The organism is Glaciecola sp. HTCC2999, assembly GCF_000155775.1.
GTDB lineage: Bacteria > Pseudomonadota > Gammaproteobacteria > Enterobacterales > Alteromonadaceae > Opacimonas.
In genome coordinates this window covers 350,646-375,322 of the sequence record NZ_DS989811.1, presented here as the reverse complement: position 1 = coordinate 375,322, position 24,677 = coordinate 350,646, and the positions used below count along the sequence as shown (strand labels likewise).

Below are 24,677 nucleotides of genomic sequence, written 5' to 3'. Positions count from 1 at the left end.
AAAATATGATGTAGCATAAACATCAATCATTATGCATTGTCAGTAATTGAAGACAAAAGATATTAGTTGAAATAGCGCTCAACATTGACCATAGTATCGTCATCGAGTAGATTCATTAATACGAATAAACATTAGCTTATATTTGCTCCCCCTAACATTTTGCAAATAATCATCAAACTTCAAAGATTACGAATGGTTTGTTTAACGTAGTTTCAGAATTAAAATAGGCACACCATTTGTCATGAACAAAAATCAAAGCACAGCTAAACGAGTCAGTCCGATTCAACACAAACTTAAAGCACTACCTTATTTATCGATACTTGCAGTAGATGATGTGGCAATAAATTTAGTATTATTGTCTACCTTTCTAAAAGATTCCAACGTTAAGTTAACAACCTCTAATAGTGGAAAAGTAGCCTTAGAATATTGTCACGAACACGAATATGATTTGATCCTTATGGATATTCAAATGCCCATCATGGATGGTGTAGAGACGACTAAGCACATTCGTAAAATTGAAAAAAACATGGGCACACCTATCGTTGCCGTCACCGCCCATGCATTTGATGCAGATAAACACCGTTTCCTTAATTCAGGCTTTGACGATTTCTTAGCAAAACCTATCTTGCTTGAAAACCTCCTTGATTTAATCCTCACATGGTGTGCAAAACCGAGTGAAATTGAAGTTTCCCCAGATAAAACCATCCCACTTGAGAGTGAACATACCAGTATAGTTGATTGGGAGCTTGCTTTAACACGCGCGAATTTTAACGACGTAGCAGCTCAAGATTTATTATCTAAATTCATGGTCATGTTACCAGACATCATTCAAGAAATTCGCAACGATAATAAAGAAGGGAATATAAAAGCTATTCAGGACAATATTCATAAACTACACGGAGCTTGTTGTTATACAGGCGTGCCTAAATTACAGCATTTATGTTTTGAGATTGAGTCCGGATTTAAGGTACAGCAACTTCACAATTTAGACAGCCAACTAGAGCGCTTAATGAATACTTATACAGCACCGTTTAGGCGTCTTGCTCAGCCTGCAGCTGCGTAAACATAAGGTTATCATGCGAATAACTCATTCTCAACATGCGCATTTTCTTCCTCAGTTTCTTCCACACTTACTAAACAGCCTAATCACCCACTAAACAGTCTGCTAACCCTTGTCTAAACAGGCTAATCAGCACTGCAGCCTATTCAGCTCAACACCACTTCAAGCATGCTTATGTGCATAGGGCTAAACAGCCCTGTATCGCACTGTACAGGGCTTTATGGCTAGCTTTTTAGCTATCTGTAAAGTTTGTATAGGGGGCGGGAGGGGGGCTGTGTAGGGCTTTGTAGTTGGTGTAGGTTGATAGACTTGCTAGAGGCGGTATAGGAAAAGGAGTATTGACAAACCCAAAAGACATGAGAGGGTATTATGATTTATTCCTTTGGCAGCTTTATATTGTTTAACTTGGAATGCTTTTTTAACAATATCACTCAAGATGACTCAATATTGGTAAGTTTAGTTCTTTAGCTAATTTCTTTGCATCCTCTAAGTTTTTCAATGCTGTACTAGCCCTAACATAGACCATTTCCTGCATTTTTTTATTATTTAACCCATATCCTTCAGAAATAGCTTTTAATGATGATTCTAGTAGGGTGTCTATAAATTTAATCTTCTCATCTGTAGCTTGATGTTGCGTAGTATTCCCTTGATTATGATGATAACGTCTCAACTCAAAATAAAACTTTTGGTAACCTTTATCCCACCACTTATCCGCAAGCTCTAAGATAGCATCTTTTGTCATCTGAACATCTTGAGGATTGGATTTTTTGAAAATACTAAACATATCTAATTTACCTCTTGCAGGCCTCTTGTTTCACGAATTATATTAACAATATCAGTTATATCGGATTCATACAATATTGCTTTACTTTGATTTTTTATGAGCGATCGAGTTAATTGATCAACACGTTTATCTATCTTTTGCCCTGGAATTCCATCAAAACTTCCAATGTACGCAAACACATATCTCGAGCTGGCATCATAATTATTTCCATTTTTACTAACAACTTGATTTACGATTGCTTGAAATATAGATTCAAATTCTGGCTCAATAATTAGGTCAAAATATACAAACAAATTATTTTTCACCTCATCAGTCGAAATGGTATTTTGTGGATTTTGCTTATGAGTTTTCTTATTGATTATCGGAGTCTTAGTCTTAAGGGGCTTAAGTGTTTTTTTTGGCTCTTCTTTTTTATAACTTCGGCTTCCTTTTTTAGAGTTGGAGCTTGAAAATAAAGATGATGTCAACCATACAGCTCCAACTCCTAGTAGTAAATATTTGACCCAATCAGTATCAGGATTCCTGCCGCCAGGCTTTAAAGATGCAGCCCTAGCTCCGCATCTACTTCCATCTTTAGCCCTATCATCGGGGTAATCACAGTTTCCCCCAGAGCAACCTGGTAATAAAGATACAATAATAAGCAGAAATAATATCTTTAATATTTTCATTCAAACACTCCTTCTAAATCAACCAACCTCACAAGCCTCAACACCCACTACGTCATTCCACACTCTTACCATGACTTCCTCAGCCCAAGCCTTATGCTTTTCCTGAACAGCTACAGCGTCATGAATAGGTAGTACAACTATGTTGCTTTCCATACCCTCTAGCATAACCCGCTTTATTATCTCGCCTTCATAGTTCATAGCTATGATTGCCCAGCCTTGGTAATAAGGTAGTTCGGGGTAAATGCTAAATACATACTTTTCGACAGCATTAAAATCAGGTTCATCACCATAAGGCTCACAACGCCTAAAAGCGTTCAATGCTTTATCTCTAGAATCACAGCTAAAAGCATACTGGAAAAAGGCTTTAACCTTCCCCTGAAAGACTCCAGTATTTAACTCTATATCTTTATAGAACGTTCTGGACAGCTTCTTATTATAGAAAAGAGCCACAGCAAGGCGAGGATGCGATGACTTAATATCAACCTCTACTATTGGCTCGCCATTGATTAGGCAGTTACTTCTCACTGGAATGCGTCTTTGTGGTAGGCGCTGAAAAGAGCAGTAGATACGCCCAGCACGCCCAACCTTACCAGAATAGATACGTGTCATAGATGACTTGGCAGCCCAAGAGTGAGGTAGTAGGAATTCGTTCAGTCTAGCTAAGTCTTCCATATCCTGCTTCAGTTGAATCTCATCGGATTCGGTAAGCTCAGAGTCAATACCAGGTTTTTTAGTAACTTTAGCGAATGGCGGCTTTGCAATATCAGCGCTCTCAAGATAGATGTAAACAGCTCTTCCTGACAACACACTTATGGGTTGTATTGCACTTCTTTGACCGCCCTCGCTGTATTTAGCGCCTTTAATGAGCTGTATAAAGCCCATTCCCTCAAGAGTCTTAATCACCCTTGTGAAGTGCCTGAAGCTCAGGCTTGGATAGTCATTGTCAGCCCCAAACGCCCCTGCATCCATTGGTATCTTACACCAGCTTCTTTCCATGACGCATTTACACAGGTTCAATAGTATAAGCTCTATATGCTTTATATACTCCTTGAGATACTTCTCCTGCTTGGGCTGGTAATCAGAGTCATCCAGAACATTCTTAACCATAACGTTTAATGCATTGGATTCTGAGTAGATATTTGGCTTTAAGTGGGCAGAAAAGAAGAAGTTGTAATCACTTTCATCCTTTTGGTTTTCATATCGTGTATGAGAGCTTTCAATCTCTTCAAGTAACTCTTTTCCACCTTTGTAGACTGCTTGTTTATTAATAGATGTGTTATGCATAAGTACTTGGGAGTCTATATATAGTTATTAAGGTTATATAGGTAGTAATAAGTATTCATATATTACCTTCTATACAGAGTTTTATAGCTTTAAAGCAGCAGTTATGTTCAGTCATTTACTGTTACCGACTGTTAATTAATAGGGCTTAAAAAGGCTGTAAAGCCAATAGTAATAGTATTCTTATGTTGTCTTGAATCAACGGTTTAAATAAGCCCTGCAGAATATTAAGTTCTGTTAATTGCAGTTAAATAAGCACCTTGCGAGCCTTTCACTTTTAATTATTATGTGCAGTTCATTTGGGATCGATCTTAACTCTCTTTATAAATGTAAACTGTAATGTCTTTTTATCTGTAAAAACAGTCTTAATAGATATTTAAGCTTAAGCTACATTACCCTCTTGTTGAGCTGCAGCTATAGCCAGTGACTCTTTATACTCGGAAGCTTCTGCCTTCATTGTCCAGTGAACATCAGTAATGCCTTGTTTGTCTACCATCTGTTTTATTTCAGCTAATGATGTTCTAAAAAATTCTTTTCTAGGGTTTACTTTGTTAACAGATTCACGATTGAAACGGCGGTGTAGCTCCTTTTCTAAAGTAGGTGCGTCCTCACTGTAAAGCATGGCGTGAATATCAAAAGAAAATGGCACAGATGCGTCACCAAGCTCTTTCACTCTATCTAATGGCTCTAGGCGTCGAGTCATCCCAATTTTAAAAACATTTTCACCAAAGCTACCAATGTTGCTTATTACATATACGTGCCCACGCCTTGTTTGCTGAGCCATGGAAAGGGCTCTTTGCCCTTTTAATTCAGCATCTTCTAGCTTACTTTCTAGGTCAGCTAACTTTAAAGCGAATTCTTTCTTTTGCTCTTCATTAGCATTTTCCAACTCTGTCCTAGCTTTTTCTAAGGCTTTTTGAATTAGACGCTCTTCCTTTTCTGCTTCTTTAATAGCTTTTTCTATTTCTCTTCTAGCTCTTTCTTCTTCTCTTATTCGTTGTTTTATTTCGCGTTGTTCAGCCAATTCGATTTGTCGTAGCTCGTGGGTCGCCACTGCCCACTTTAGCTCTTCAAGACGAGCGTCCAAGTATGCCTGATTGATTCTAGCATCTCTGAATGGAGCTCCGTTGTGATTAACTAAAGCAAAAGCATCAATTATTTCCTGTTTGATCTTGCCAAAATTATCATGCTTAACCTTCGCTAATGCAGAGTCGACTTTCCCATTAAACGCATCAACAGCAAAATGAATCGCATAGGTTTTTCTATAAGGTTCAACATAATTACAATCACCTGCGTGCCCATGTTTAACCATTTCTTTTACACGTTTTCTAGCATTTTTTAGATTAATACCTGATTCTTTAAAGCTAAATTCGTCAGCTAAATCATCCAATACTGAATGGTTAGGAATGATGTAATCATCTTTGTAGCCTTCGATTGTGTTTTTCATTGCTTTAATTGCATATTCATATGAATCTGCTTTCAATTTGGCTTCATATGCATCACCAGCAACCTCTTTTGCCTCTGCTTTGGCTAGTTCTATGATTCGGTCTGCCTCATGGTAGGCTTCCTTTGTTAAATTCACCGCATTTTCTTTAGCTTCACTTAATTTTTTGTTAGCTTTAATGTTTAATTCTTTTGATTCAGCGGTAATACTCACTGACTCTGCAGCAGCCTCAGCAAGAAGTGACTCAGCGGCTAAACGACTTGAGCTCAAATTCTTTTCAGCTCTTATCTTTGCCTTATCCAAAATAGTTTTTGACTCTGAAATATTTAATTGAGCTCTTTGTGTTGCATCTTCAAGTAAATTTTTGATATATGATTCCATATCAATTATGGGTGTATACTTTTCATTTAGCTGTTTTACTTGTTTTTCAAAATCATTAGATTTAGCTTTACTATTATTTAGCTCTTTTTGTGCAGCGTTTAATTTTTTATTGCTCTCATCGAGAGTTAGCTCTGCAATTTTTAACTTTGCGTCATTATCACGAAGATCTATCTGTGTTTTTTTTAGCTTTCGACGTAATGCCCATACAGAGAACAGTAAAACGATAAGCACTCCTAGCATAATGAGCTCTAGGTTTATGCTGTAGGGGGTAACTAACTCCATTACTACTTCCTTCATTTAAATTAATTAGGTTAATCGCTGTTGTAAGTTTTATAATATAGTCCAAAAAAACTCATTGGCTTTTGTCAAACCATGCTTTAAAAATTAAAACTACATCCTTTATAAGCAAGGAACTTGTCCCAAATTTTCAATTTTAAAAGTAGAGTTATTAAAAGTAATCGTTTCAGCGTCTTTCATTAAAGATATAAACTTGGAAAGCTCTTTAGGACTGGCGTAACCACCAACTTCACTTTCAAACCCACTGATATTAAAATGATATTTAGAGGAAACGCCTTTCTTCATAAAATAAATAGGGTAAGCATTTTGATTATAAATACTTGAATTTTCAAAATAAATACTAGGTCCTGAGGGCATACATGTTACTTTAAGAGATGGACTCTGAGATTTGAATTCAGTTTTTTCATGATGTTTAAGATAAGATTTATATTCAACATTTGAATATTTTTGCACTCTCCACAATGCTTTCCTATAAGAGTTGGCTTCGTCATCCAATTTTTTCTTCAGATCAATATATTCTTTTTGTTCGATTATTTTTTTTTCTTTAATTTCATCAGCTATTTCTTTTAACTTTTCTACTTCTCTGGCATCAAATACTATCTGATTGTTTCTGCTTACTCTTATAAGATTAGGTGATTGAGATTCATTATCATATTCACATAAGAACTTAGTGTCATTAAGATTGAAACTTAGAGTAATTAAGTCATTGGCATAACTACTGTCATTTACAATATTCCACTCTTTTGTAACTTTTTCCTCTCTGCTCAGCAATGAACTGTACGAGAATATTTCAGCTTTGAGTTTTTTTAGCTTTATTTCCATTTTTTCCAAACTGTTCAGTTTAGTATTTATAAGATTTTCTAGCTCAGGGTTCGCTGAGTCCAAGCATAAGTTTATATTTTCAATGATTCTAATTTTTTGCACTTCTGAAGGCGTAACTTTCTTTTCATTGATACTAGATTTTTGTGTTTGTAGTGACTTAGCGCCATCTTTTTGGAATATCCATTTAGAGAACTCAAGATCATTAAAAAAATACCCTATAACCATACCAATAAATACGCTTATTACATATTTCATAAACTAATTCCTAATGATTGCACAGTAATAGGCTGGTTTCTTCTTTAACACTTAAATGACATTTACTACTACTAATAGCTCTTTTCATATTTCTATTAATCTTATATTTAATTAATACATCCCATCCTGTCATACATCTAAGCACTCTTCAATAAGACTATTTCCTATACCGCCTCTAGCAAGTCTATCAACCTACACCAACTACAAAGCCCTACACAGCCCCCCTCCCGCCCCCTATACAAACTTTACAGATAGCTAAAAAGCTAGCCATAAAGCCCTGTACAGTGCGATACAGGGCTGTTTAGCCCTATGCACATAAGCATGCTTGAAGTGGTGTTGAGCTGAATAGGCTGCAGTGCTGATTAGCCTGTTTAGACAAGGGTTAGCAGACTGTTTAGTGGGTGATTAGGCTGTTTAGTAAGTGTGGAAGAAACTGAGGAAGAAAATGCGCATGTTGAGAATGAGTTATTCGCATGATAACCTTATGTTTACGCAGCTGCAGGCTGAGCAAGACGCCTAAACGGTGCTGTATAAGTATTCATTAGGCGTTAAATAGACCTAAACAGAATCTATACAGCCCTTGTCTAGTCTGCATTCCTTATTTCTATAAGCTTCATCTGCTTATGTAAGTTCTCTAAGTTAAATCCTTCACCGTAAGTCTGCCCAACAGTTTGCATACTCCACCCACCAATTTGGTCAATCATTTCAGTTGGCGTATTGTTGTTTCTTAGCCTGTCTCTTAAGCTGTGGCGGAAGCAATGAATAACATACTCATCACCAATGATAGCTTTTAATAGTTTGTTAGCTGAAGCACTAGCGCTGCTGCTACGGCAACTATTACTATCGGTATATCGTGGAAATAGGAATTCTGTTGTTGAATTCTTTACTGCTTGTTTAGCTGCCCAAAGCGAAGTTCCAACCAGTGGTATCAACCTTTGGCTAGATAAGGTTTTTAATGTTCTATGCTTGTGAGGTATTAGCTTTATATGAGGTATTTCGTCATCTAAGTTGATGTCGCTTAATTTGAGACCTGCTGCTTCAGCAAGTCGCATTCCTGAATCTGAAATTAAACCTAGCATCCAGCTAATATCGTCATCAATAGCCTTACATTCAAGTTGTATTTTGTTTATTAGCTCATTCGCAATGCTTGGTCTCTTCGATACCTTAGAATCTTTAGATAAATATATACCTGAAAAGTGATTCTTTATATCTAAACTAAGTTCTTTAATTGAGAAATTAACGATAGCTTTTAAAGTTGCAAGTAATCTTTTAACACTTGCATGGCTTAAGTCTCTAGATACAAGCATGTCTCGAAAGTTAATTGCGTCTTTTGAGGTGTAGGAACTGATAGGGCGGTTTTTTGCGTTATCTATAAAATACCTAACTACGCGTTTAGGTGTATTTTCAAATGATTTAGGCTTATTTTTGCCTTTAATCTTCAAGTAATGCTCAAGACATTCTAACAAAGTAGGCGTATCGTGCTTTTCAGAATAATCGATAGAGATGGATGTCTCAATATCGTAGTTTTTGAGTCGTATTCCAAGCCAGTAATCCTCAATTTTAGCATTTATAGACTTAGCCATTACTAAGGCTCTTTTATGAGACTTGGTTTTTAGCGTATGAACAATCTTCTGCTTGGAATAATAAGGTTTGATGTCAGCTGGAATCCAACGACAATAATAATAGATGTTGTTTCGACGATAAACGTATTTAGCTTCTACATAGCCTTCCACAGTCATAAAATTAAGCCCTTCTAAGTCATAAGGAATGCAGACTAGACAAGGGCTGTATAGATTCTGTTTAGGTCTATTTAACGCCTAATGAAAGAATCAATTAGCCTTATCGAACATGGGCAAGCATTGTTAGCTAAATTAAAAAGTCGTTAAGTAGGTAAATTAACATCTTCTTGAAGTGCTTTCACGAGTGCTACAAACTCACCCGCGGTTCTATCTAATTCAGCTTCATTGATATAAACATCATACCCTAAACGGTCTCTGAGTTTGTTCATACGATTGGCAAACATTCCTTGTACACCTGTTAATAGTTTCCCATCGGGTAGTTTAAATTTTTGGTCTTCAATAAGATCGGACCCTGCACACTGACCAGTATTACAGTTAGCTTCCATATTTTGCATCAATAAGGGACGTTGCTCCATTAACGTATTGGTCATTAATCGCTGTGAAATGTGCGCTAAGAAAGGGGCATAGTCTTTGATTTTAAATCCCACCATACTTAAATCAACTTGCTCAACCCCTCGAGTCACTCTCGGTGCGTCTACTCGCTGGAGGTTATTCCAAGCAATGACCCAGTTACCGTGACGATGCTGATAGTGAATACCGTCTTCAGTGAAAATAACAGAATAGTCTGGTTCTTTGATTTTAAAAAAACCAATCACCCCTGCGATAATCCCTAAAGCGATAAAGCCAATAGCAACGAGTATGAATTGTTGGGGCACAACCCCTAATAAAGAAAAACCGATAAATAATGCGACAATACCCAATAATAAAGTAGTGAGCCCGTTACCTTTTGATGCCGCTTTAATACGAATAATTTTATCCGAAACCTGAATAGGTTGAGTCATATAAGCCTCTATATATAAACGCAGATTGATGCCAACACCTAACAATCTGATGTTATGTTTATCTTCTTTATCTAATTATATACTCATCACATATTAATTTAGCACAATCCTCAGTTCTACATTTTTAGTGTTGTGCCTGATTGATTAACTTAGCTTGATGTTGTGCATCTATTTTTGCCTGCTTACGTGCTCTTATCCGGCATAATGTTGCGATGATAACTGGGGTATATACCAAGGATAATAAAATTGAAAATCCAACACCACCGGCTAAGACTACCGCTAAAGGTGGCCAAAATGAACCTGAAGTAAATAGCAATAACGGAATTAAACCACCGACAGTCGTAAACGTTGTCGATAGTATATGGCGACTACAACTCATAGTTTCTTTAATAATTTCTTCAGTATCACCAGATAGCGCTTTTGCATTGCCGTTAATCGCTGCTATGACGACAATAGAACCATTAATCGCCACACCTACCAAGCCGGCACATCCTAAAATAGGATTAAATCCAATCGCATAACCTGATAGCCACAGACTCAACATTCCCAAACCTATTGATAGTATCATCACTGATCCTATCACTGCGGCAAACCGCACACTTTTAAATGTTAAAATCAACGTGGTGATGATCATCACTACTAAAACAGGCGCATATGTGGCTAATTGCCCAATCGCTTCTTGTTGCTTATCTGCATCACCGGCCATTTTAACTCGGTATCCAGCCGGTAAAGGATAATCCGCTAACGCTAAACGAATTTGATTCGAGACATCTACCGGAGGTACTCCTTGTAACAACCAAGCTTGTACACGATTAACTCGCTCACTATCTTTGCGTGTGATGCCTGCGATAGCAGGTTTAAGTGTGAACTCCCCTATACTCGACAGCGGTAACCATGCATTAGCCGGATCATATCCAGTAGCCGCCAATGGTAATGCTGCTAAATTAATTAAATCACGACGCTGCTCATTACCTAATCGCACTTGAATCGGAATTTCTTCAGTTTGTTCGACAATGGACCCTCCATTTTGTCCTTTCAGTGCAAGCTGTAATTGCCCTGATAATTCACTTAAATTCAGACCTGAATTACTCGCTAGCTCTCGTGTTGTATCAATAATGAGCTCAGGCTCAGAAATATTAATAGAGGCTATAGACTGTGAAATACCCGGCGTTTCAGACATGATTATACGAATATCTTTGCCAATTTTTTCTAAAATAGCTAGATCAGGACCATATACATCAACTTCAACAGGTGCAGGGATTGGAGGACCTTGACCGAAGGGTTTAACGATGATTTTAGCCTGTGGGAATGAGGATTGCAGATCTAATTGCATACGATCAATTAAACTTTCAGCTCGTTGCGGGCTATCTACGTTAAGCACTGCATTGGCATATTCAGGTGAATTATCTTTGTTCATGACTTGGTTGTAGTAAACCATCGGCGTAGAATTACCGACCAACCATGTCACTTGTTCTATGCCATCACAATCATTGACGATCTCATCTATCTGCAATGCCAAATCATAGGTCGCCTCAAGCGCAGTCCCACGAGGTAAAAACACCTCAATTACAAATTGATCACGGTCAGCAGATGGAAAGAATACATTTGCGAGTGTGGTAGCTAAACCAAAACCGGTTAAACAAATAACAACACATGCGGTTAGGACGATAAGTGGCTTATGCAGTGCTTTACGTAAGAAATCTTGAAAGGCATTGGACACCTGCGGCAATTGAAACCCTTGTAAGTACCAAGGGGTATCATGGGCATGTGACTTTGGTAAAAAACGTGCAGCTAGAGCCGCAATTATCGTGATAGAAATCCAAAACGAGCCGATTAACGCCATAACGACAGATATCGCGATAGAACCGATAAAATCACCAATATTGCCATTGAGTAGAAATATCGGCATAAAGCCTAATATCGTAGTCAATGTTGATGCAAACAAAGGGGCGAATAAGTGCTGAATACTTTCGACAAATGCTCCCACTCGAGTCGCATTAGGTTTTAATAAGTTTTGTCTAATTTCATCCGTCATCACAATGGCATTATCAATTAGTAGACCTATCGCTATAATGATCCCAAATATCGACATTTGATGAATTTGTTCATCAAAAAAAGCCAGTGTAAAGACGGCAAAAAATGCACTCATGGGCAAGGATAAGCCCACTATCCATGAAGACTTAATGCCCATAAAAAATAGGATCACGAGCATGACTACGGCTGAACCTAACACGAGATTTCCAGTCAGCTCTGTTAACCGATCTTCGGTATAGCTATTTTGTTCAAAAATCAGCTGAACATCCACTGAGTCGCCATAAGCAGCTGTAAATTCAGCTGCTTTGTTTTTAACCTGCTCCGTCCATTGATCAACCCTCACATTCGTTTGCATCCGAGTGGCAACAAAAATAACCTCCTCGCCATTTAATAATGCTTTATTTGCCATCGGCATTTGCCAATCCCTAGATACGCGAGCAACATCACTGACACGTAAGTAATTTCCGTTTTCCGAAAACACGGGAATATTATTGATGACATCTAAACTGGCTAACTCTTGGGCTACTTGAATACGGAGATTAGCTTGCTCAGTAAATACCACACCCGCAGGCAATTTCGGATCAGCGTTACGGATAGCATTCGACACATCTTGGGCAGTTATCCCAATGCTTGCTAATTTATCTGGATCTATACTTACAGTGATCTGCTCGGACGGTTGTCCGAAGATATTGACAATCTCAGTACCGCTGATATTACGAAACTGATCTGACAGTTCACTAGCAAAACGTCCCACCATCGCCAAAGATAGAGTATCGGGGTATTTTGATTTTACAGAAAATAATGCTGTAAACGCAGTAGCCCCTCTTTTATCTTCTAAAATAGGTACCCCAGCTCCAGCAGGGAAACGGGCTGCAGCATCATTCATACTATCCCGTATTTTAGAGAATATTTGTTGATTATTTGAGTTATCTACCCAATCTTGTAATTCGATGATTAAGGATGAGAAACCGGCTTTTGAAGTCGATTCAATCCACTTTATCTCATACAGCTCACGCAATTCGTCTTCTAACACATCCGTTACCAGCGCTTCTACACGTTCAGCTGAGGCGCCAGGATAAGGGGTTAAAATTAATGCATTACGTAAATCGATTCGCGGATCTTCCAAACGGGGTAACGTATGAATAGCAGAAAGTCCTGCCACCATAACAATAATGATAGCTAAAGCAAGTAAGTGCCCACTTCGTATAAACATACTGTACCATGGGTAATCTGATGTATTATTTGCCATCTATCAGTATCCTTATTGAGCAACTGTCGTAGCAATATCACTCACTCGTGCAGTGACATTTTGACGAGAGACGAATCGGTGTGTGCCAGCCAACACCAATAACTCTCCATCATCGATTGCGCCGCGAATGAACGCTCGCTGTCCATCAGAATAAATAATTTCAACAGCACGATTTTCAATATTAGTCGCACCTTCTTTTGCCACGACAAAGACGTTCCACATACCTCGCACACCATTAGCGAGTGCTGATATCGGCACCCAAACACCCGTTTGATCCAGAGTGATAGATAAATCCACAGCGATTAAATCACCGACTAACGCATTATCAGCATTAGGCACAGAAAAGACCGTTTCTACCGTGCGTGTACGCAAACTACGCTGAGAACTAATAGTCAGCAGTTCGCCATCTACTATCAAATCATCGACTTTAAGCGGATAAATATTCCCAATATTTAACGTACTAGCAACTTCTGGTGGAATGGCGATACGTGCACTTAACGTTCTATTATTAGCAATTTCAAATATCGGTTGCCCGACATTAACGACCGCCCCTTCATCAACCAATCGGGCAATTATATCGGCAGTGTAAGGTGCTTTAATGGTAGATTTTTCTAATTCCAGCGCCAAGCTTTCCAATTGAGCCTCTATTTGAGTCAAGCGTGCTTTGGCAATATTATCTGCTGCTTGTGCATCATCTAAACGCTGCGGGGATTCTAGTTTTGCATTCACTAGTTCAGTAATACGTGACACCGAGATATTTGTCAGATTAGCTTCTGCTTTAGCGACATTTAATGCTGAATGCAGCTCCAGTAATTGAGCATCTATACGTTTTGTATCAAGTATAGCCATTGTTTGACCACGTTCGACGCGCTGCCCATCTTCAACCAATACCTGTGCAATGCGCCCGGCACGTTCAAATCCTATCTGCGCTTGCGAGGTAGACTCGATGCGCCCCATTGCACGATAATCTTTCGCAAACGTATCTTGATATTTAACCGGTATCACATCCACGATTTGTTCAACCACCTCTGGAGAGCGATGTTGAGCATTGCCAAAACCTGAGAACATCATAAGGCTCATTAATAAAATGACACTAACCCCAACCAATATAAATAATAAAGATTGATTACTGTTTTGTGTTTTTGTCTGAGTCATACATGTCCTTGGAAAAAAGTGAGTGTAATCCTATTAACCTAATGCTAATCTATAAATACTAGACCGTCTAGTGTGATTAATGATTAAAAGAGAGTTTTTGATGCTAAATTCCCCAAACACAGCTAAAGGTCGCCCAAAAAGCCTTGAAAAACGTACAAAAATTCTTACCAGCGCATCACAATTATTTCTTCACAATGGATTTGTTAACACCAGTATGGATAACGTTGCTAAGCATTCTGGGGTATCGAAACAAACCGTTTATTCTCACTTTGCTAATAAAGATGACCTCTTTACTGCAGTGATTATCGATAAATGTCATGAGTATCGACTTGACGATTTAGCACATAGCCACACCCAAGCACTGAGTGTTCCAGAGTTTGAGGAAGCATTACAACGATTAGCAGTTCAGTTTGTGGCATTAATGCACGACCCTATCGTTTGCTCTATGTATCAAGCACTCATCAGTGAATCCAAGACACAGCCCCATGTTGCTCAAATATTTTATCAAACAGGCCCGCTGCGCACCTTGATACAAGTTCAACAATTTATTATGGGCATGTTCCCAAGCATGGCAGAGCGAGATGCATTTGATTATGCAACTGACTTTTTTAATTTATTAAAAGGTGAGTATCACATGAAAAGTATCATGGGATTATACGAGCCAATGTCAGACAGTGATCAAGTCATCTTTGCAAAGCAACGTTGCCAAAAGTTTTTAAAAATACTCCCTGCTAGAGTCTAGGCACTCGGTCGGGCTTTTTGCTATAATCTTCTAAATTAAACTTAATCAAGTGCTTATGTCTGCATCTACCTCCAAGTTCGCTGGTAATCATATTTTGTCGGTCAATCAATTTAACCGTGATGCGATTGAATATATTTTCCATATTGCTAATCAAATGCAACCCTATGCGCAGCGCCAAAAGCGCACTGAAGTGCTACGTGGGGCAATTTTAGGGAATTTATTCTTTGAGCCTTCAACACGAACACGAGTAAGTTTTGGTACCGCATTTAATTTGCTCGGTGGTGAAGTACGCGAGACCGTTGGTATGAGTAATTCAGCATTGGCGAAAGGCGAATCCTTATATGATACTGCTCGAGTCCTGAGCGGTTATTCAGATATTATTGCAATGCGCCATCCCCAGGCAGGTTCAGTTGCCGAATTTGCTGCAGGATCACGCGTACCAGTATTAAATGGCGGCGATGGTGCCAATGAGCATCCAACCCAAGCATTACTTGATTTATATACCATTGAAAAAGAGTGTCATGCACATGGCTCTTCTATTGATGGTCTAAACATTGCGATGATCGGTGATTTAAAATATGGACGTACCGTTCATTCACTATGTAAATTGTTGAGTTTATATAAAAATGTTCACTTTACTTTAATATCCCCTACAGAATTAGCAATGCCGGAAAGTATCTTGACGGCCATCACTAATGGTGGTCATCAACTCACTGTCACAGACCAATTATCCGGAAGCCTTGATGCTGATATTTGTTATCAAACTCGTATTCAAGAAGAGCGCTTTACCTCTCAAAGTGAAGCGGATAAATTCCGCGGTAAATTCCGTCTTGATCAACAAATTTACACCAAACATTTTCAATCAAAAACCGTCATTATGCACCCGCTGCCACGTGATTCGCGTGCCGAGGCGAACGAACTAGATAATGATTTAAATCAACACCCTAATTTAGCTATTTTCCGCCAAACGGATAATGGAGTGTTGGTACGAATGGCCTTATTTGCCTTATCATTAGGCGTTGAGAACCTACTTCAACAACATGAAAAACCTGTTTTATGGCATACGCCAAAGAGTACCTTATGACAAAATCTGAAGAATTATTTGCCCGCGCTCAACTGACCATTCCTGGTGGCGTGAATTCCCCTGTTCGCGCGTTTAAAGCAGTAGGTGGCACACCGCGTTTTATCACTAAAACCGATGGCCCTTATATGTGGGATGCCGATGGCAATCGCTATATCGATTACATACAGTCATGGGGTCCGATGGTACTTGGACATAATAATGACAAAATTCGCGAAGCGGTCATTGCAGCAAGTGTCAATGGGTTAAGCTTTGGCGCACCAACTGAAGCTGAAATACATATGGCTGAAAAAGTCAGCTCTATGGTACCGTCCATGGAAATGGTCCGAATGGTCAATTCAGGTACAGAAGCGACCATGTCTGCGATTCGTTTAGCACGTGGTTATACAGCACGAGATAAAATCCTTAAATTCGAAGGGTGCTATCATGGCCATGCCGATGCATTACTCGTTAAAGCGGGTTCTGGCGCACTTACTATGGGTGTGCCTTCTTCACCGGGTGTCCCTGAAAGTTTTGCCAAACACACTATTACAGTTGAATATAATAATTTAGACAGTGTTAGAGCCGCCTTTAATGAACACCCTGACCAAATTGCCTGCATTATCGTAGAGCCTGTTGCGGGTAACATGAATTGTATTCCACCCGTAGCCGGTTTCCTTGAAGGCTTACGTGCGGTTTGTGATGAATTTGGGGCTGTATTGATTTTTGATGAAGTGATGACCGGTTTCCGTGTATCCCGTGGCGGGGCTCAAGAGCGCTACGGTGTTAAACCCGATCTTACCTGTTTAGGTAAAGTCATTGGTGGCGGTATGCCTGTTGGTTGTTTCGGTGGTAGTAAAAAAATTATTACCCATATCGCACCAACAGGGCCTATTTATCAGGCGGGTACACTTTCTGGTAATCCTATTGCAATGGCCGCAGGCTTAGCCGCAATGGAACAACTTGAAGCACCTGATTTATATACGAGTATATTTGAAAATACCCAAGCACTTGCTGAAGGGATGACTGCCTTGGCACACAAACATGGCATTCCTATGACCTATAACGTCGCTGGGAGCATGTTTGGCATATTCTTTACTGATGTGGAGAAAGTCACTAACTACCAACAAGCCATTAATTGTAATACGGAACAGTTTAACGCCTTTTATCATGGCATGTTAGCTGAAGGCGTTTATTTGGCCCCCGCATCTTATGAAGCAGGATTTGTATCAAAAGCACACACGATGGAAATTATTGAAGCGACTCTCGCCGCTGCCGATAAAGTATTTGCACAAGTGGCACATCTTTCGTAAAACGACTTTAGAGTAACGAGCGCCTTATTATTAGGCGCTCAAGACTGCCCTCTTAATTTGATGAAATCAAGCGAAGGGGCAAAATATGCCCCGCCAGTTAGCGCGTTGGTGTAATCCAAAAAAGCATCATATTCATCTGCTTGTGTCCCAAAAATCATACTATGAAGCATCGTTTTAAATGGCTGAGAAGAATGGCAATGACTGACAAAAAATAGTCCTTGTTCGCGCATATTCGCATATGGCATTGACTGTCGAAGTAGACATTGTTTACCGTTAATATCGGATAAATCTGTGACTCGGGAGCGGATATAATGAGAATTAGCGTTCGCCTCCTCGCTCACCAAATGGTGCTCACGAGTGCGACCCATAATTTTCTCTTGATGACGTTCCGACAATAACTGCCAGCGCTGCATATCATGTAAATATCTTTGCGTATGTACATAAGAGCCACCAATAAAATCTGGATCTTCATCACCAATTAATGCAATTGACTTTTTATCTACACCACGGGGATTATCATCAGCATCAATAAAGCCAGTCAGGTCACGCCCATCAAGATATCTAAAGCATTTTATATCTTCAACTAACTCTACATGCAAACGTAATAAATCATGTACTTGCATACTAATGGCATGCACAATGTCTAATCTATCGGCGCGGATTTGAATTAATAAATCGGAAGTGTTTGAAGGTGCAACACGATCATCACACTGCATATCAGGAAATGGGCTTAATTCCAACGGACGCAACCCAGGATAAAGTTCGGAAAAATAATCACTGCCAATACAAACAACACCAGAAACCATCGCCTCATAGTGCTCATTATCAAAATTATCAAAGATATCCAGTACCCGAGCTAATTTTGCTCGGACCGCTTGTTCATCTTCATCGATAATGTTGTATTGTAAAAACTGTGCATGCAAATTTGGCTCTGCACAGATCCCCTTTTGTGGTTGGCTCATACTATTATCAACTCAACTAGTTAGCGACTAATATCCTGCGGCGTGGCCGTCTTTTCGGCTTTCTGACGCGCCAAAATACACTTTATTATTGGCATCATAGCGTATCGCTTGATATCCGCCAAATGCACCAGATACATCGCGCAAAACATGACCTTTTTTTAATAACGCTCTTCGAGTTTCTACCGCAAAGCCCGACTCAAGTGAAACATAACCGCCATCGGTCATTTCAGACCCCGTTGGCTGAGATGAGCCACTATGAAGTATACGCGGCGCATCACCGGCTTCTTGGGTGTTCATACCAAAATCAATCATGTTCATAATCACTTGAGCATGCATTTGCGGTTGAGCACCACCGCCCATGACTCCAAAGCTTAAATATGGCACATTATTTTTGGTCACAAAGGCCGGAATAATGGTCTGGAACGGGCGTTTATTCGGCGCATAAACATTAAAATGCTCAGGATCTAAGGCAAATAACTCACCACGATTTTGTAGCACAAAGCCCAATCCAGTCGGCGTCATTCCCGAACCCATGCCACGGAAATTACTTTGAATAAGCGATACCATATTGCCATTCTTGTCTGCGACTGTCAGGTAAATAGTATCGCCTTCATTGATTCCTGCATCCACACGCTTAGCCGCTCGATTAGGGTTAATAGTGCGTTGACGTTCTGCTGCATATTGTTTTGAAATCAATCGCTCAACTGGTATATCGTTAAAATCCATATCAGAATAAAATTTTGCACGGTCTGCAAAGGCTAATTTTTCGCCTCAACAAATGTATGCACATATTCTGGCGAACCAAACCCCATACTTTCAACATCATAATGCTCCATAATGTTGAGGATTTGAAGTGCAGCAATACCTTGCCCATTAGGGGGAAGTTCCCAAACGTCATAACCTCGGTAATTAGTAGAGACAGGCTTCACCCATGTCGAAGTGTGACTGGCTAAATCAGCATAAGATAAGAATCCACCCTGAGCTTTTATGTAAGCGTCAATCGTACGCGCAATATCACCTTTATAAAACGCATCACGTCCACCTTTGGCAATTTTTTCATAAGTTGCAGCAAGTGCAGGATTTTTAAAAATATCTCCCGTATCAGGCATCTCACCATCCGGCATATACGTCTCTTTAAAACCTTCATATTGACCAATACGTGCCACTGAGCGATGTAAATAATAACTAATCAGTTCAGAAACAGGAAATCCCTCGCGAGCATATTGGATGGCAGGGGCTAAAATGTCAGTCATTGGTGTGGAACCGAATTTTTCATGCATCTCAAACCAACCATCTACTGTCCCTGGAACAGAGACAGGCAATGCACCAAACTTAGGGATTTCAGTGATCCCTTGCTGTTTAAAATAATCTAACGTCAGGCTTTGCGGAGAGCGACCAGACCCATTTAGGCCATGGAGTGTTTTGGTTTCGGCGTCCCAAATGATGGCATAAATATCCCCTCCAATACCACAGCCAGTTGGCTCAACGAGCCCCAGCATCGCATTGGCGGCAATGGCCGCATCTACTGCGTTGCCACCATTTTTAAGAATATCTAAAGCGACTTGGGTGGCTAAAGGTTGACTTGTGGCCGCCATACCATGCTGAGCAATGACTTCTGAGCGACTCGCAAACGCTTTACCTGTTACACGATCATAAGCACTGGCTAAAGGCGTGACCAATGTTAAAGAGATTAGTAGCAATGATCCCAAAGTACATTTCAGTTTTGCACTAATGTCGATTATTGATATGTTTGACTTTATTTTTATTATTGTTTGTACCAACATGACAGTTCCCTTTAAAGTATTGATATAATATACCTTGAATTAGGTTATATTTAAGAGAAGGAGTACTTACAGATACGTTTTAAAACGTATCAAGATAAAGTGCTTCAACCTTAGTTCGTGCCCATTCGGTTTTACGCAAAAACTTCAAAGACGATTTAATCGATGGATCGTTTTTGAAGCAATTAATATTAATCATTAGCGCTAAATCAGACCAACCGTAATGCTCCACTAACTTGGTCAAAATCGTCTGCAACGTCAATCCATGCAATGGATTATTTTTTTGAGTCATCGGTGCTATCGGGTTATCTGACATCTATCTTCTCTTATGAACAACAATTAATAAGGCATTTATGAGTACATTAACCGAAAAACAAAAAATGATCCAAGGCCTTGAGTATTTTGCGAGTGATAAAACACTAGTTAAGGAACGGTTTGCAGCCAGAAAAATACTCGATATCCTCAATGCCATGCCACAAGACCAAGTCAAACAGCGTGCGAATGTATTAAAAGACCTCTTTGGACAAACAGGAAAGCGTCTTTATATCGAATCTACATTTAAATGTGATTATGGCTATAACATTCATGTAGGCGAAAATTTTTATGCTAATTTTGGATGTGTTATTTTGGACTGTGCAGCCGTAACGATAGGTGATGATTGTATGCTCGCACCTAATGTGCAAATTTATACAGCTACACACCCTCTAGACCCGGTAGCTCGAAAAAAAGGCATTGAACTTGCTAAGCCTATTAGTATAGGTCATAACTGTTGGATAGGCGGTAATGCAGTGATCAACCCAGGCGTAACATTAGGTGATAACGTTGTTGTCGGTGCTGGGAGCGTTGTGACTAAGAGTTTCCATAGTAATGTAGTGATTGCAGGCAATCCTGCACGTATCTTACAATCATAGAGGCTTTTTAACGGCATTTGACGACTTTGGTTGCAGGATGCTGGCATTGAATTAATGCAAGGCTTTCTATTTAATAAGCCTGGATTTGAATGTTTACCAGAAGTCAATTTTAGCAATTTAACAGACTCATTATCTATAATTGCTTAGTAAATTAATATCGATACATTTACTGGCATTAGGTGTCATTAATCATCCCGTCATTAAGTATAGAAATATTCCCTACCAAAGCATGATGTATCATTAATTGAGTTATGTTTAGACTGAATTTTTGGCTATTAGTAAAAAATAATTATGTCTTTGACTCACATTGAATACGGTTTTGAATGGCATGAACATCGGCATAATATTTATGCCGAATTACACTCCAGACCCTTTAAAATAATCTCTTCAGATGCCCATATATCGCATGTGGCATTATTAACTAATGAAAAAGAAAAAAAACAACAACGACAACATTTATTATCCTTACTTAAACAGCTAGATATCGATGTAGAAAGAATCGAAGGCTCTTGTCAAGTTTATCAAGGTAAAGATTTTATTATTCGATATGAAAACCATTTAGAGTTTTCGACGCTCACGATTACTGATACAGCCATTAATACCTCAGCATCTGAACCTTTCGCCAAGACCGCTTTACACCGATTACCCCAACGTTGGTTTGCTGATTTTCCTGGCAAAACTATTGCAGCATTTCACATGCAGGTTAACTTTAACAAAGTGACCTCATTCCCTAAACCCCAGAAGCTCAAGCCTGTCTTTGACCATAAATTAATGGTTGGCAGTTTACCCCAGCATGGCGCAGCACAAGTATGGACAAGTTTTCATACTCATGATGATAACTTTGGACGATTTTTAATTTTTAATCACCATATGTCGAAAGGTCAAATGGGTAGAATGGTCCAACGTATTATAGAGATTGAAACATATCGGCTAATGGCCATGTTAGGGTTTATGGAAGCTCGCGCCTTAACGCCTGAGCTTGCCTCAATGGATCACGCATTAGCCGACATTACTGACCAGTTAGCAAATGGCTCAGCGTCACATGATGACGATTTACTTAAAGCACTTACGGATTTAGCGGCCACTATTGAGGCTATCAGAGCCAAAACAACTTTTAGGTTTAATGCATCACTTGCCTATCATGGTGTCATGATAGCTAGAATCAATGAATTGAAAGAAGATGAAGTCTGTGGACACTTAACTATCAAAGAGTTTTTAACACGTAGGCTAACGCCGGCAGTTAATTCTTGTAGCAATGCGCAAGATCGACTTGAAAACCTATCTAAAAGAGTTAATCGCGCCTCAGATATGCTTAGAACCCGGGTGGAACTGAGTATTCAAAGTCAAAATCAGCAACTACTCAGTTCTCTTGAGCGTCGTTCACGTTTACAACTGGCCTTACAACATACGGTAGAAGGTTTATCCGTTGCTGCTATTAGTTATTATACTGTTGGGCTCATTAAATATTTAACGGATGCGATATACAATGCTGGTTTTGCGATTAATAAACCGATGATCATGGGTATTACTGTCCCAGTGATAATTGGGAGTGTTTGGTTTATGACCAAACGAGTGCATAAAAAAATCAGAACGTTAGCACATACCCGTAATCTATAACATACAATAAAAAAGCCCTTCCGAAGAAGGGCTTTTACACACATTAGATAGTTCTTATTATAATATTTGAATACTTATTTTGACGTAGTAAAGTCAGGGTAAGCTTCTAAGCCACACTCACTTACATCCACACCTTCATATTCTTCTTGTTCACTAACTCGGATACCCATAGTTGCTTTTAACGCTAACCATACCACCATGCTCGTTGCAAATACCCATACAAAGATAGTTAATGCACCGATGATTTGACCAGAGAAAGAAGAACCGTCATTAGTGATTGGTACTAATAATAGACCTAATAGACCCACGACACCGTGAACAGAGATAGCACCAACTGGATCATCAATTTTCATCTTATCAAGTGATAAGATACTGAATACCACTAACACACCACCTATAGCACCGAAGATAGTCGCTTGTAATGGTGTCGGCGTTGACGGTTCAGCAGTGATTGCAACTAGCCCCGCTAATGCACCGTTTAATGCCATAGTTAAGTCAGCTTTACCAAAGAGAACACGTGCTAGTAACAATGCTGCTACACCACCACCGGCTGCTGCCATATTAGTATTCATAAAGACAACGGCTACTGCATTTGCACTCTCAACTGTCGCAGTAGCTAATACTGAACCACCATTGAATCCAAACCAACCCATCCATAAAATAAATGTACCTAATGTCGCTAATGGTAAGTTACAACCTGGGATTGCATTGATTTTACCGTCCTTAGTGTATTTACCTTTACGTGCGCCTAGTACTAATACACCTGCTAATGCAGCTGACGCACCAGCCATGTGAACGATACCTGAACCTGCGAAATCAGAGAAACCTAAATCACCTAACGTATACATGCCAAATACAGACGCGCCGTTCCAAGTCCAAGAACCTTCCATTGGGTAGATGAAGCCTGTCATCACAACAGTAAAAGCTAAGAAAGCCCATAACTTCATACGCTCAGCAACCGCACCAGATACGATTGACATCGCTGTTGCTACGAAAACCACTTGGAAGAAGAAATCAGCTGATGGTGCATAAGTCGCTGCATCTTCGGCCACACCGGTTGCGCCGTCACCCATAATACCGTCTAAGAAGATACCTGCTCCGCCATACATGATGTAGTAACCACAAATCATATACATAATTGAAGCTATCGCATAAAGCGCGATATTTTTAGTTAAGATTTCAGTCGTGTTTTTAGAACGGACGAGTCCGGCTTCTAACATAGCAAAACCAGCTGCCATCCACATTACAAATGCACCGCAGATTAAGAAATAAAATGTATCGAGTGCGTAACTTAATTCAAATGTTGTTTCCATGTTAGTTCTCCTTACAACGCTTCACTATCAGCTTCACCAGTACGAATACGTACAGCTTGCTCAAGGTTATAGACAAATACTTTTCCGTCACCGATTTTGCCAGTACGGGCATTTTCAGTAATGACTTCAACTAATCGATCAACTTGGTCATCATTGACCGCGATCTCTAGTTTTACTTTGGGTAAGAAATCGACTTGATATTCTGCGCCACGATATAATTCGGTATGACCTTTTTGACGACCAAATCCTTTTACTTCAGTGACGGTAAGTCCATCAATACCAATATCGGAGATAGCTTCACGCACATCATCCAATTTAAATGGCTTGATAATCGCAGTGATCAGTTTCATGTGTTGCTCCTAAATGTAAAAATTATTATTCATACATCCTATTACAAACATTATGCCAAAATTATTTTTATCAATAAAAACAATGATTTAAATTAAACTGGCGTTTGGTTTCCACATTCTTAATGCACTCATATCTCTCAAAATAGTTCAAAATGCACTTAATAAGTGCATCTAAAAAGTGCATTTATTTGCTATGATCCAACCGAATATGAACTAATTGATAAACGCACTCTCTTACTCCTCATGACGATGATAATTCACCATGACATATCAATACCTGATGCACATAAACGGTCAAGCACTATGGTTCGCCGCACGAATATGTGGGCGTGGTTCATCCTTTCTATCTTGCTGCATAGTGGGCTATTGATAGTCCTGAGTACATTTTCAAATCCGCCAGACACCCCTCGACTCACCGCACCACCGATACTCAATGCCAGGCTCATTATACCTCTAGCGCCAAAGCCGAGCCCTTCACCTGAACCTCCTCGAGAGGTATTAAATGAACCATTGAAAATTGAATCTTCTAAGCTGTTACCAGAGACAATCAAAAATGACACATCAAAATCAAATGTCGCTGGAGAGGACTCAGTTGTAGACGTGCTACCCCCCATAGA

General features: G+C 39.4%; 20 protein-coding genes and 1 pseudogene. 6 read left to right on the top strand and 15 right to left on the bottom strand.

Features of this window, described 5'->3' with window-relative positions; all coding sequences use genetic code 11:
- The first annotated feature begins 241 nt into the window (after positions 1-241).
- Positions 242-1,063 (top strand): response regulator, encoded by an 822-nt coding sequence (locus G2999_RS05620; RefSeq protein ID WP_010179608.1) that lies wholly within the window; start codon positions 242-244, stop codon positions 1,061-1,063.
- A 424-nt stretch (positions 1,064-1,487) separates the two neighbouring features.
- On the opposite strand, the gene G2999_RS05615 is transcribed toward G2999_RS05620, so the two are convergent.
- From G2999_RS05615 to G2999_RS05575, 9 genes are all read right to left on the bottom strand, one after another.
- Positions 1,488-1,844, bottom strand: a complete 357-nt coding sequence (locus tag G2999_RS05615; RefSeq protein ID WP_010179605.1) for a hypothetical protein — start codon at positions 1,842-1,844, stop codon at positions 1,488-1,490.
- A gap of 2 nt (positions 1,845-1,846) precedes the next feature.
- The gene (locus G2999_RS11960; RefSeq protein WP_010179603.1) at positions 1,847-2,512 is read right to left on the bottom strand and encodes a hypothetical protein; all 666 of its coding nucleotides are present in this window, start codon (positions 2,510-2,512) and stop codon (positions 1,847-1,849) included.
- 18 nt (positions 2,513-2,530) lie between these two features.
- A complete protein-coding gene (locus G2999_RS05605; protein WP_010179601.1) occupies positions 2,531-3,796 on the bottom strand; it encodes a hypothetical protein in 1,266 nt (421 codons plus the stop codon).
- Positions 3,797-4,175: 379 nt separating this feature from the next.
- Positions 4,176-5,900, bottom strand: coding sequence for a DUF4041 domain-containing protein (locus G2999_RS05600; protein ID WP_010179599.1), 1,725 nt, complete (start codon positions 5,898-5,900; stop codon positions 4,176-4,178).
- 117 nt (positions 5,901-6,017) lie between these two features.
- Positions 6,018-6,992, bottom strand: a complete 975-nt coding sequence (locus tag G2999_RS05595) for a hypothetical protein (protein WP_010179597.1) — start codon at positions 6,990-6,992, stop codon at positions 6,018-6,020.
- Positions 6,993-7,576: 584 nt separating this feature from the next.
- Complete coding sequence (locus G2999_RS05590) at positions 7,577-8,731, bottom strand: DUF6538 domain-containing protein (protein WP_010179595.1); 1,155 nt, start codon at positions 8,729-8,731, stop codon at positions 7,577-7,579.
- 143 nt (positions 8,732-8,874) lie between these two features.
- A complete protein-coding gene (locus G2999_RS05585) occupies positions 8,875-9,573 on the bottom strand; it encodes a DUF2982 domain-containing protein (RefSeq protein WP_010179593.1) in 699 nt (232 codons plus the stop codon).
- A gap of 124 nt (positions 9,574-9,697) precedes the next feature.
- Positions 9,698-12,856, bottom strand: coding sequence for an efflux RND transporter permease subunit (locus G2999_RS05580; protein WP_010179591.1), 3,159 nt, complete (start codon positions 12,854-12,856; stop codon positions 9,698-9,700).
- 12 nt (positions 12,857-12,868) lie between these two features.
- A complete protein-coding gene (locus G2999_RS05575) occupies positions 12,869-14,011 on the bottom strand; it encodes an efflux RND transporter periplasmic adaptor subunit (protein ID WP_010179589.1) in 1,143 nt (380 codons plus the stop codon).
- 100 nt (positions 14,012-14,111) lie between these two features.
- Between G2999_RS05575 and G2999_RS05570 the strand changes: the two genes are divergently transcribed.
- The 3 genes from G2999_RS05570 to hemL are packed head-to-tail and all read left to right on the top strand — an operon-like array spanning position 14,112 to position 17,126.
- Positions 14,112-14,753, top strand: coding sequence for a TetR/AcrR family transcriptional regulator (locus tag G2999_RS05570; RefSeq protein WP_010179587.1), 642 nt, complete (start codon positions 14,112-14,114; stop codon positions 14,751-14,753).
- Between the two features lie 55 nt (positions 14,754-14,808).
- On the top strand, positions 14,809-15,837 hold the full coding sequence (locus tag G2999_RS05565; protein WP_010179585.1) for an aspartate carbamoyltransferase: 1,029 nt from the start codon (positions 14,809-14,811) through the stop codon (positions 15,835-15,837).
- Positions 15,834-17,126, top strand: coding sequence for a glutamate-1-semialdehyde 2,1-aminomutase (gene hemL / locus G2999_RS05560; protein WP_010179582.1), 1,293 nt, complete (start codon positions 15,834-15,836; stop codon positions 17,124-17,126). Before G2999_RS05565 ends, hemL begins: the two co-directional genes overlap by 4 nt.
- Positions 17,127-17,164: 38 nt before the next feature.
- On the opposite strand, the gene G2999_RS05555 is transcribed toward hemL, so the two are convergent.
- The 3 genes and pseudogenes from G2999_RS05555 to G2999_RS05545 all read right to left on the bottom strand — a co-directional run bounded on the left by G2999_RS05555 (position 17,165) and on the right by G2999_RS05545 (position 20,185).
- The gene (locus tag G2999_RS05555; RefSeq protein WP_010179580.1) at positions 17,165-18,088 is read right to left on the bottom strand and encodes a Dyp-type peroxidase; all 924 of its coding nucleotides are present in this window, start codon (positions 18,086-18,088) and stop codon (positions 17,165-17,167) included.
- A gap of 27 nt (positions 18,089-18,115) precedes the next feature.
- Positions 18,116-19,797: pseudogene (ggt, locus tag G2999_RS11955) on the bottom strand (gamma-glutamyltransferase).
- A gap of 154 nt (positions 19,798-19,951) precedes the next feature.
- A complete protein-coding gene (locus tag G2999_RS05545) occupies positions 19,952-20,185 on the bottom strand; it encodes a VF530 family DNA-binding protein (RefSeq protein WP_010179575.1) in 234 nt (77 codons plus the stop codon).
- 37 nt (positions 20,186-20,222) lie between these two features.
- Here G2999_RS05545 and G2999_RS05540 point away from each other — a divergent pair, with 37 nt between their 5' ends.
- The gene (locus G2999_RS05540) at positions 20,223-20,780 is read left to right on the top strand and encodes a sugar O-acetyltransferase (RefSeq protein ID WP_010179573.1); all 558 of its coding nucleotides are present in this window, start codon (positions 20,223-20,225) and stop codon (positions 20,778-20,780) included.
- Between the two features lie 291 nt (positions 20,781-21,071).
- Complete coding sequence (locus G2999_RS05535; RefSeq protein WP_010179571.1) at positions 21,072-22,397, top strand: DUF3422 family protein; 1,326 nt, start codon at positions 21,072-21,074, stop codon at positions 22,395-22,397.
- Positions 22,398-22,471: 74 nt separating this feature from the next.
- Here the strand turns inward: G2999_RS05535 and G2999_RS05530 are convergent, their stop codons facing one another.
- The 3 genes from G2999_RS05530 to G2999_RS05520 form a co-directional block, all read right to left on the bottom strand.
- Entirely contained in the window at positions 22,472-23,710 is a 1,239-nt protein-coding gene (locus G2999_RS05530; RefSeq protein ID WP_010179569.1) for an ammonium transporter, read from the bottom strand.
- An 11-nt stretch (positions 23,711-23,721) separates the two neighbouring features.
- Complete coding sequence (gene glnK / locus G2999_RS05525) at positions 23,722-24,060, bottom strand: P-II family nitrogen regulator (RefSeq protein ID WP_010179567.1); 339 nt, start codon at positions 24,058-24,060, stop codon at positions 23,722-23,724.
- Between the two features lie 257 nt (positions 24,061-24,317).
- Positions 24,318-24,674, bottom strand: a complete 357-nt coding sequence (locus tag G2999_RS05520; protein ID WP_010179564.1) for a hypothetical protein — start codon at positions 24,672-24,674, stop codon at positions 24,318-24,320.
- Positions 24,675-24,677 lie beyond the last annotated feature (3 nt).

What these genes read in the sequence shown, in the direction of transcription:
- G2999_RS05620 (WP_010179608.1), top strand. Translation starts at nt 242, where the DNA reads ATGAACAAAAATCAAAGCACAGCTAAACGAGTCAGTCCGATTCAACAC.
- G2999_RS05615 (WP_010179605.1), bottom strand. Translation starts at nt 1,844, where the DNA reads ATGTTTAGTATTTTCAAAAAATCCAATCCTCAAGATGTTCAGATGACA.
- G2999_RS11960 (WP_010179603.1), bottom strand. Translation starts at nt 2,512, where the DNA reads ATGAAAATATTAAAGATATTATTTCTGCTTATTATTGTATCTTTATTA.
- G2999_RS05605 (WP_010179601.1), bottom strand. Translation starts at nt 3,796, where the DNA reads ATGCATAACACATCTATTAATAAACAAGCAGTCTACAAAGGTGGAAAA.
- G2999_RS05600 (WP_010179599.1), bottom strand. Translation starts at nt 5,900, where the DNA reads ATGGAGTTAGTTACCCCCTACAGCATAAACCTAGAGCTCATTATGCTA.
- G2999_RS05595 (WP_010179597.1), bottom strand. Translation starts at nt 6,992, where the DNA reads ATGAAATATGTAATAAGCGTATTTATTGGTATGGTTATAGGGTATTTT.
- G2999_RS05590 (WP_010179595.1), bottom strand. Translation starts at nt 8,731, where the DNA reads ATGACTGTGGAAGGCTATGTAGAAGCTAAATACGTTTATCGTCGAAAC.
- G2999_RS05585 (WP_010179593.1), bottom strand. Translation starts at nt 9,573, where the DNA reads ATGACTCAACCTATTCAGGTTTCGGATAAAATTATTCGTATTAAAGCG.
- G2999_RS05580 (WP_010179591.1), bottom strand. Translation starts at nt 12,856, where the DNA reads ATGGCAAATAATACATCAGATTACCCATGGTACAGTATGTTTATACGA.
- G2999_RS05575 (WP_010179589.1), bottom strand. Translation starts at nt 14,011, where the DNA reads ATGACTCAGACAAAAACACAAAACAGTAATCAATCTTTATTATTTATA.
- G2999_RS05570 (WP_010179587.1), top strand. Translation starts at nt 14,112, where the DNA reads ATGCTAAATTCCCCAAACACAGCTAAAGGTCGCCCAAAAAGCCTTGAA.
- G2999_RS05565 (WP_010179585.1), top strand. Translation starts at nt 14,809, where the DNA reads ATGTCTGCATCTACCTCCAAGTTCGCTGGTAATCATATTTTGTCGGTC.
- hemL (WP_010179582.1), top strand. Translation starts at nt 15,834, where the DNA reads ATGACAAAATCTGAAGAATTATTTGCCCGCGCTCAACTGACCATTCCT.
- G2999_RS05555 (WP_010179580.1), bottom strand. Translation starts at nt 18,088, where the DNA reads ATGAGCCAACCACAAAAGGGGATCTGTGCAGAGCCAAATTTGCATGCA.
- G2999_RS05545 (WP_010179575.1), bottom strand. Translation starts at nt 20,185, where the DNA reads ATGTCAGATAACCCGATAGCACCGATGACTCAAAAAAATAATCCATTG.
- G2999_RS05540 (WP_010179573.1), top strand. Translation starts at nt 20,223, where the DNA reads ATGAGTACATTAACCGAAAAACAAAAAATGATCCAAGGCCTTGAGTAT.
- G2999_RS05535 (WP_010179571.1), top strand. Translation starts at nt 21,072, where the DNA reads ATGTCTTTGACTCACATTGAATACGGTTTTGAATGGCATGAACATCGG.
- G2999_RS05530 (WP_010179569.1), bottom strand. Translation starts at nt 23,710, where the DNA reads ATGGAAACAACATTTGAATTAAGTTACGCACTCGATACATTTTATTTC.
- glnK (WP_010179567.1), bottom strand. Translation starts at nt 24,060, where the DNA reads ATGAAACTGATCACTGCGATTATCAAGCCATTTAAATTGGATGATGTG.
- G2999_RS05520 (WP_010179564.1), bottom strand. Translation starts at nt 24,674, where the DNA reads ATGGGGGGTAGCACGTCTACAACTGAGTCCTCTCCAGCGACATTTGAT.